Raw genomic sequence first — 6113 nt, 5'->3', positions numbered from 1 at the left:
GGAGGGGGCAGTGGCGGCCGGGATGCTGGGTTAACCCCGATGGGCCGGGAGCCGCCGGACGGCCGCTCGATGCGTCCGCGCAGACCGGCGTCGGGTTACGAGCGACAAGCGACAAGGGACGCTCAAGCGATGTGCACGCGCCGCCGCGCGCGCCGACGATACGAACTGACGACGACCGCGCCGAAGATCAGGACGAACGCAATGAGCGCCCAGCCGGGCAGCAGGATGCCGAGGATCGGCGGATAGACGGTTTCACAGAGGCCGGCCACCTTGAAGACGCTCGGGAGCCAGTGCGCGGGCGGCAGGCTGTCGACGACCGGCTGCAGTGCGTCGAAGCCGCAACTGAAACCCGGATTCAACTGAATGTACAAATGGCGCGCCGCACCCGCGATGCCCGTCGCGGCGGTGATCGCGATCAGCGTCTCGAACAGCGCGATGCCGCCCCAGCCTTTGCGTCCCGCCCCGAGGAACGCGAACAGCGCGATCAGCAGGAACAGATAGCGCTGAATGATGCAGAGCGGGCACGGATCTTCGTGCTTCGCGTATTGCAGGTACAGTGCGCCGCCGACGAGGGCCAGACAGACGAAGCCGAGCAGCGCAAGGAGGCCGCGCTCGCGGCGCAGCGAAGACGAATCGTTCATGAGGGGCAGGCGTTCAGATGAGAGAAACCGGTGGATTTTAGTGCGCTTTCGATGAAGGGAGGGCGCATCCCTCACCGGATCGACTCGAGCACCCGCTCGACGGCACGCGCCGTCGCGAGCAAGGCGTCGTCGGCGTGCGGCGCCGCGGCCAGCATCAAACCGACGGGACCTTCCCCACGCGGGTGACACGGCAGAGATACGGCGCACGCGTCGAGCATGTTGAATACGCCCGGATTGCGCAGCACGAGCGCATTGATACGGGCGTAAGCGGCATCGTCGGCATCGCAATCGGCCGCGCGCGGCGGCACGATCGGCACCGTCGGCGCGACGATCGCGTCGAAGCGACGCCAGAGCGTATGTTGCGCCGTCTCCAACAGGACGGCGCGCTCCGCAAGCAGGTCGATATAGTCGGCCGCCAGCGCTGTCTCGCCCTTCTTGATACGCACGAGCACGCGCGGGTCGTAGCGGTCTGCATACAGCTCGATGAGCCGCCGGTGCCAGGCATAGGCCTCCATCCCCGAGAGGCCGAAGCGCCTGGCCCAGGTCGGCTGGTCGAGCGGTGCAAAGTGGACGTCGGCCAAGATTGCGCCGGCTGCCTCCAGGTGTTTGATTGCAGCGTCAAACGCCGTAGCGACGGCCGGCTCCATCCCGTCGGTCACGTAATGCGTCAGGATGCCCAGGCGCAAGCCTTCGAGCGGCCGTGCGGCGGGCACGTCCGGCGCGAGACCGGCGAGGATGCGATCGACCAGCGCGCAGCACGACACCGAGACGCCGATCGGCCCGAACGAGTCGAGCGTCGTCGAGAGCGGCACGGCGGCCTGCCTGGGAACGCGGCTCGCGGTGGGCTTGAACCCGGTCAGCCCGCAAAAAGCGGCCGGGATACGGATCGATCCGCCCGTGTCGCTGCCGAGCGCGATAGCGGCCATGCCGTCGGCGACCGACGCCGCCGCTCCCGAGGACGACCCGCCGGCGATGCGTGCTTGCCCCGCTTCGTCGCGCCGATAGGGCGAGAGGGGCGTTCCGTAATGAGGGTTGAGCCCGAGCCCCGAGTACGCGAACTCGGTCATGTTGGTGCGTCCGACGATGACCGCGCCGGCTCGCCGCAGACGCGCAACGGCCGGTGCATCTGCCGTCGCGGGCGGCGCGTCCGCCAGTACCCGCGAACCGGCGCGTGTGACTTGCCCTTCGACGTCGAACAGATCCTTGACCGAGACCGGGATGCCGGCAAGCGGCGACAGCACGGTGCCGGCGGCGCGCAGACGGTCTTGCGCATCGGCGTTCGCGCGGGCGCGTGCGGCGTCGACTTCGACGAAGACGGTCGCGCCTTGGCCTGACGGATCCGCGATGCGCTCGAGCGCAGTTTCGACGAGCTCACGGCTGGTCGTGCGGCCGGCGGCCAGACCGGCAGCCAGTTCGGCAAGCGGCGGGAACGGAGCGAAATCGGTAGCCATGAAGTAGCGAGATGAACGGACTGAACGAAAGAGAGAGGTCTGCGCAACGCGCGAGGCATGTCTATTGCGCTGTCGAGCTCCAGGTATCCGGGGCATTGTAGCTGTTGGCCCCGATTTGGACAGACCGCCGCGCTGGCGGATAATGAACACCTTTCAACGTTTCGCGTGCGAGACGCGCTTGCCATCCTCATGAGCGAAAACAAGCCGCCGAACGCCGGTCGCCCCGGCCTGGATTCTTCTTCCACCCCCGCGCCTGGCCCGATCGATGAGAAGGGCGGTGCGGCCGGACCGTCTGCGACGCCAGAGGCGGGACCCACCGGGACGCCGCCCGTGCCAGCCGGGCACGCATCGGATGAAGCGCCGGCGCACGCGGCCGCCCGGGCCTCGACCGACGCGTTGGAGTCGGCCTCCGCGGTCGAGCGCGCGCAGGCGAGCACGCCTTCCGCGCAGGCAGCCGACGCCGCCCAAGCACGCGTTTCTGCGGCGAAGGAGACGGCCGCGCAAGAATCGGCGGCGCAGATGGCGCAGGCATCCGCTGCATCGACGGGCTCGGCGCCCGGCGCCCCGCCGCCCGGCTTCGGCGCACCGCCCGATTTCGACACGCCGCGCCCGCCGCCAGCTGCTGCCGTATCGCAAACGCAGCCGGCCTACCTGCGGCAAAACGATTCGGCCTGGACGGTGCTGGGCCGCACGTTCGCAGCGCGCGCGCGTCAGCTGTTCGACCGCGCCGGGCAGCGCATTACGCAGCGCACGTTGCGCATCGGCGTTTCAGCGCGGATCTTTCATCCCGAGCCTGGCGCTCGCGGGCTGCGCGGCAAAACGCTGCAGTACCTCGAGGAATCCGTCGCGCATTGGGTGATGTCGCGTGACGTGATGGTGTTCATGATTCCCACGGTCGGTCATCAGGGGATGCTGCACCCGAGCAACATCCGTTTGCGCGACTATGCGAAACATCTGGATGGGCTGCTGCTGCAGGGCGGCGCAGACGTTTCGCCGCAGACCTACGCGGCGAGCGACATGCATGCCGAGTGGCCCGGCGATCGCGTGCGCGACATGTACGAACTCGAGCTGCTGTACGAGTTCGTCGAATCGGGCAAGCCCGTGCTCGGCATTTGCCGCGGGTGTCAACTTATCAACGTGGCTTTCGGCGGCACGCTCTATCAAGACATCGCGACCGAAGTGCCGACTGCCGGCGTTCACGTCAACGAATTCTATGACCAGCATCGCCACTCGGTGCGCTTTCCGGATGGCTCGACGCTCGCGAGCATGTTCCCGGGGCGACGCGAGGCCGTGGTCAATTCGATTCACCATCAGGCCGTGAAGACGCTCGGACGCGATCTCAGCGTCGAGGCCGTCTCGTCGGGCGATGGGCTCATCGAGGCGGTCCGCCATCGACGCTCGCCGTTCGTCGTCGGCGTGCAATGGCACCCCGAGTTTCACCGCGCGGGCGGACCCGAACTGCTCGATTGCACGCCGTTGCTCGACACCTTCTTGCGAGCGGCGCGCGAGACGCGATTCTGAGTTTTTGGGTTTTTTGCATCGTGTCGTGGCCCGATGCAAAAAGTGTTGACACGATTCTGCGGTTTATACATAATCTCGCTTCTCCGGCGAACACGGGTTAGCGTGTGAGTCAGGGAAGCAAAGGAAGCAAACTGCGGGAGTAGCTCAGTTGGTAGAGCGCAACCTTGCCAAGGTTGAGGTCGCGAGTTCGAGACTCGTCTCCCGCTCCAGTTTCGATATAGCGTGTCGTGCGGATCGATTCGCGCGAGGTGCTGTGTTTCAGGTAGTAGGAAGGAATACGCGGGAGTAGCTCAGTTGGTAGAGCGCAACCTTGCCAAGGTTGAGGTCGCGAGTTCGAGACTCGTCTCCCGCTCCAGGTATAGGGGAAGCTAAGCTTCCCTTTTTGTTTAGCGGCCTACGGCGGCCAGCTGAACCGAAATGCCGGGACGTTTCGCAGCGGTGGTTCGCAGCAGCGTCGACGCTCCGGCAAATCCGCTTTCGGCGCGATAGCAAAGCGGTTATGCAGCGGCCTGCAAAGCCGTGTAGGCCGGTTCGACTCCGGCTCGCGCCTCCAAGTCTAAAACCCTGACCAGTCTCGGCTCGTCAGGGTTTTTTCATTCTGGCTTCGTTGCGCCGAGGGTTAACGCGGCGCGAGCTTACCGTCCCCATACTCTCGAATCACCTTGGCGATGACGACGCGATAGCCGTCGAGCCAACGCTCCTGTTTCGCCTTGGCTTCCCGATGCGCCGGATGGTTGATCAATTGGAGCAGGGCTGCTTCCGACTCCCAGTAGTAGATGTTCTGGATCAATGCGGCATCGGCGCTTTGCCACGTCTCCTCGCCCAGATAGCCGGGAATGGCGCGCGCCGCTTCAGCGATCTGCTGATCGAGACGATGAAAGTGCTGATCGTACTGACCGGCTTTGAAGGTGAACGTCGAAGAGAACATAGCGGGTAATGGGTACGACAGGACGAACTTCGGTTTGATGGCTCTCAGCGCGGGCGACACGTAATCGACCGGGGCACGGCCGGCGTGTGCATGCCGGAAGTATCAGTTGGACGTGGACGGCCAAGCCAGGAGCCGGATACCGGCCGCTCCGAATACGACGGCGAGACATCCCTCCAATGCGCGGCGCGTACGCATATAGAACCGGCGCGCGCGGTCCATCGAGAACAGCAGCGCGTACCCGCTGAACACGAGCGATCCGATTGCGGCGCACCCTGGGATCACCGCGCCGTGCGCGGCCCCTGCGTTGCTGGAGGACAGCGCGACGATCGACACCCAGACGAGGACGGCCTTGGGGTTGGTCAGATGCAGCAACGCGCCGCGGACGTATAAGGCTCTCAGCGTGTCTGCCTGGCCGGCTTTCGTTGCCTCCGACGCACGTGTGGCAAGCGCCGTGCGCCCCGACTTGAACGCCAGCCACAGCAAATAGAGCCCGCCGAAAATCTTGATCGCGACGATGAAATGCGAGTAGGCGATCAGGGTCGCGGAGATGCCCACGGTTGCCACCGTCGCCCAAAACATCGAACCTGAGATGACGCCCAGCGCGAACGCCAGTGCGGCTTTTCTGCCGTGATTGGCCGCGATCGACATGATGGCCAGATTGCTCGGGCCGGGGCTTGCGGTGCCGACGAAATAAGCCGTGTACGCGAGCAGGAGGTTCGCCGAGAAGAAAGTATGGACGGACATATGGGATCTCGAGTTGAGCGCTATTGCGACATTGTTCTCGGTTGCGCGTCGAGTGCCATGCTCAGTTGCGCGACATTTCGCCGGGCCAGTGGCGCAACGAACACCGCGCTACTTTTGCTGTTTGTTTTGCTCTTGCTCTTGTTCGTGTTGGCGCTTGAGCGTGGCTTCGGACAGCATTGCGTTGCCAAGTTCCACGTGGCCGCGCGCCTTCAATGCTTCCGCTGCGCCTTGAATATCGCGCGCCTCTCTGTTCTGACCGAGCTTGCTCTTGCCGATCAACCGCGTGATCTCGATCTCGATCCCGACGATGGACTTCAGCAATGTATCGATGAAGTCGGCCGGCGCGTCGCCCATCTTCCACGGTTGCGGTTCCGCCGCTTCGTGCGTCCTCGTCAGCCTGGCAACCAGGCCGCGGACGTATTTTTCGTCGTCATGAATGGTGATGCGTCCGTACGCATGGACCACGACGTAGTTCCACGTCGGCACATGCCGATGCGTCTCCTGCTTGGACGGATACCAGCTCGGAGAAATGTAGGCGTTCTCGGCGCCGAAGACCACGAGCACCTCGTCGCCATTCGCCACGTCCTGCCATACGGGGTTGGCGCGGGCGACGTGCGCGTGCAATACGCCGAATTCGCCCTGCTCCGGCGCAAGCTCGAAGGGGAAGTGGTTGGCGTTCAATCCGCCTTTGCCATGTGTAATGAGCGTGCCGAACGGATTTCGCACGATGTGCGAATGCAGGACGTCGGTGCGCGGCTCGTCGAAATGGGCGGGTACGTACATGTCGATTCCACGGGCGAGTGAAAGGTGAAGGCGGCCGGATAAGGA

6 protein-coding genes and 3 tRNA genes are annotated in these 6113 nt (G+C 64.8%); 4 read left to right on the top strand and 5 right to left on the bottom strand.

Annotated elements, in window-relative coordinates; translation table 11 throughout:
* Positions 1–122: 122 nt before the first annotated feature.
* Complete coding sequence (locus C0Z19_RS20545; protein WP_102611670.1) at positions 123–641, bottom strand: disulfide bond formation protein B; 519 nt, start codon at positions 639–641, stop codon at positions 123–125.
* 71 nt (positions 642–712) lie between these two features.
* Positions 713–2092 (bottom strand): amidase, encoded by a 1380-nt coding sequence (locus tag C0Z19_RS20540; RefSeq protein WP_102611669.1) that lies wholly within the window; start codon positions 2090–2092, stop codon positions 713–715.
* Between the two features lie 189 nt (positions 2093–2281).
* Between C0Z19_RS20540 and C0Z19_RS20535 the strand changes: the two genes are divergently transcribed.
* The 4 genes from C0Z19_RS20535 to C0Z19_RS20520 all read left to right on the top strand — a co-directional run bounded on the left by C0Z19_RS20535 (position 2282) and on the right by C0Z19_RS20520 (position 4166).
* Complete coding sequence (locus C0Z19_RS20535; RefSeq protein WP_102611668.1) at positions 2282–3613, top strand: gamma-glutamyl-gamma-aminobutyrate hydrolase family protein; 1332 nt, start codon at positions 2282–2284, stop codon at positions 3611–3613.
* Positions 3614–3746: 133 nt separating this feature from the next.
* Positions 3747–3822, top strand: a tRNA-Gly gene (locus C0Z19_RS20530).
* Positions 3823–3892: 70 nt separating this feature from the next.
* A tRNA-Gly gene (locus C0Z19_RS20525) sits at positions 3893–3968 on the top strand.
* A gap of 124 nt (positions 3969–4092) precedes the next feature.
* Positions 4093–4166: transfer RNA gene (locus tag C0Z19_RS20520), tRNA-Cys, on the top strand.
* A 66-nt stretch (positions 4167–4232) separates the two neighbouring features.
* On the opposite strand, the gene C0Z19_RS20515 is transcribed toward C0Z19_RS20520, so the two are convergent.
* From C0Z19_RS20515 to C0Z19_RS20505, 3 genes are all read right to left on the bottom strand, one after another.
* On the bottom strand, positions 4233–4541 hold the full coding sequence (locus tag C0Z19_RS20515; RefSeq protein ID WP_102611667.1) for an antibiotic biosynthesis monooxygenase family protein: 309 nt from the start codon (positions 4539–4541) through the stop codon (positions 4233–4235).
* A 102-nt stretch (positions 4542–4643) separates the two neighbouring features.
* A complete protein-coding gene (locus tag C0Z19_RS20510; protein WP_102611666.1) occupies positions 4644–5285 on the bottom strand; it encodes a LysE family translocator in 642 nt (213 codons plus the stop codon).
* Positions 5286–5393: 108 nt separating this feature from the next.
* Positions 5394–6068: an FMN-binding negative transcriptional regulator gene (locus C0Z19_RS20505; RefSeq protein WP_102611665.1), complete on the bottom strand. Its 675-nt coding sequence runs from the start codon at positions 6066–6068 to the stop codon at positions 5394–5396.
* Positions 6069–6113 lie beyond the last annotated feature (45 nt).

Source organism: Trinickia soli (genome assembly GCF_002879855.1).
GTDB classification, from domain to species: Bacteria; Pseudomonadota; Gammaproteobacteria; order Burkholderiales; family Burkholderiaceae; genus Trinickia; species Trinickia soli.
The sequence above is the reverse complement of the archived record's forward strand: the minus strand, read 5'-3'. Positions and strand labels throughout refer to the sequence as shown.

Excerpts from the sequence above, each read along its gene's own strand:
- C0Z19_RS20545 (WP_102611670.1), bottom strand. The coding sequence starts at position 641 with ATGAACGATTCGTCTTCGCTGCGCCGCGAGCGCGGCCTCCTTGCGCTG.
- C0Z19_RS20540 (WP_102611669.1), bottom strand. The coding sequence starts at position 2,092 with ATGGCTACCGATTTCGCTCCGTTCCCGCCGCTTGCCGAACTGGCTGCC.
- C0Z19_RS20505 (WP_102611665.1), bottom strand. The coding sequence starts at position 6,068 with ATGTACGTACCCGCCCATTTCGACGAGCCGCGCACCGACGTCCTGCAT.
- C0Z19_RS20515 (WP_102611667.1), bottom strand. The coding sequence starts at position 4,541 with ATGTTCTCTTCGACGTTCACCTTCAAAGCCGGTCAGTACGATCAGCAC.
- C0Z19_RS20510 (WP_102611666.1), bottom strand. The coding sequence starts at position 5,285 with ATGTCCGTCCATACTTTCTTCTCGGCGAACCTCCTGCTCGCGTACACG.
- C0Z19_RS20535 (WP_102611668.1), top strand. The coding sequence starts at position 2,282 with ATGAGCGAAAACAAGCCGCCGAACGCCGGTCGCCCCGGCCTGGATTCT.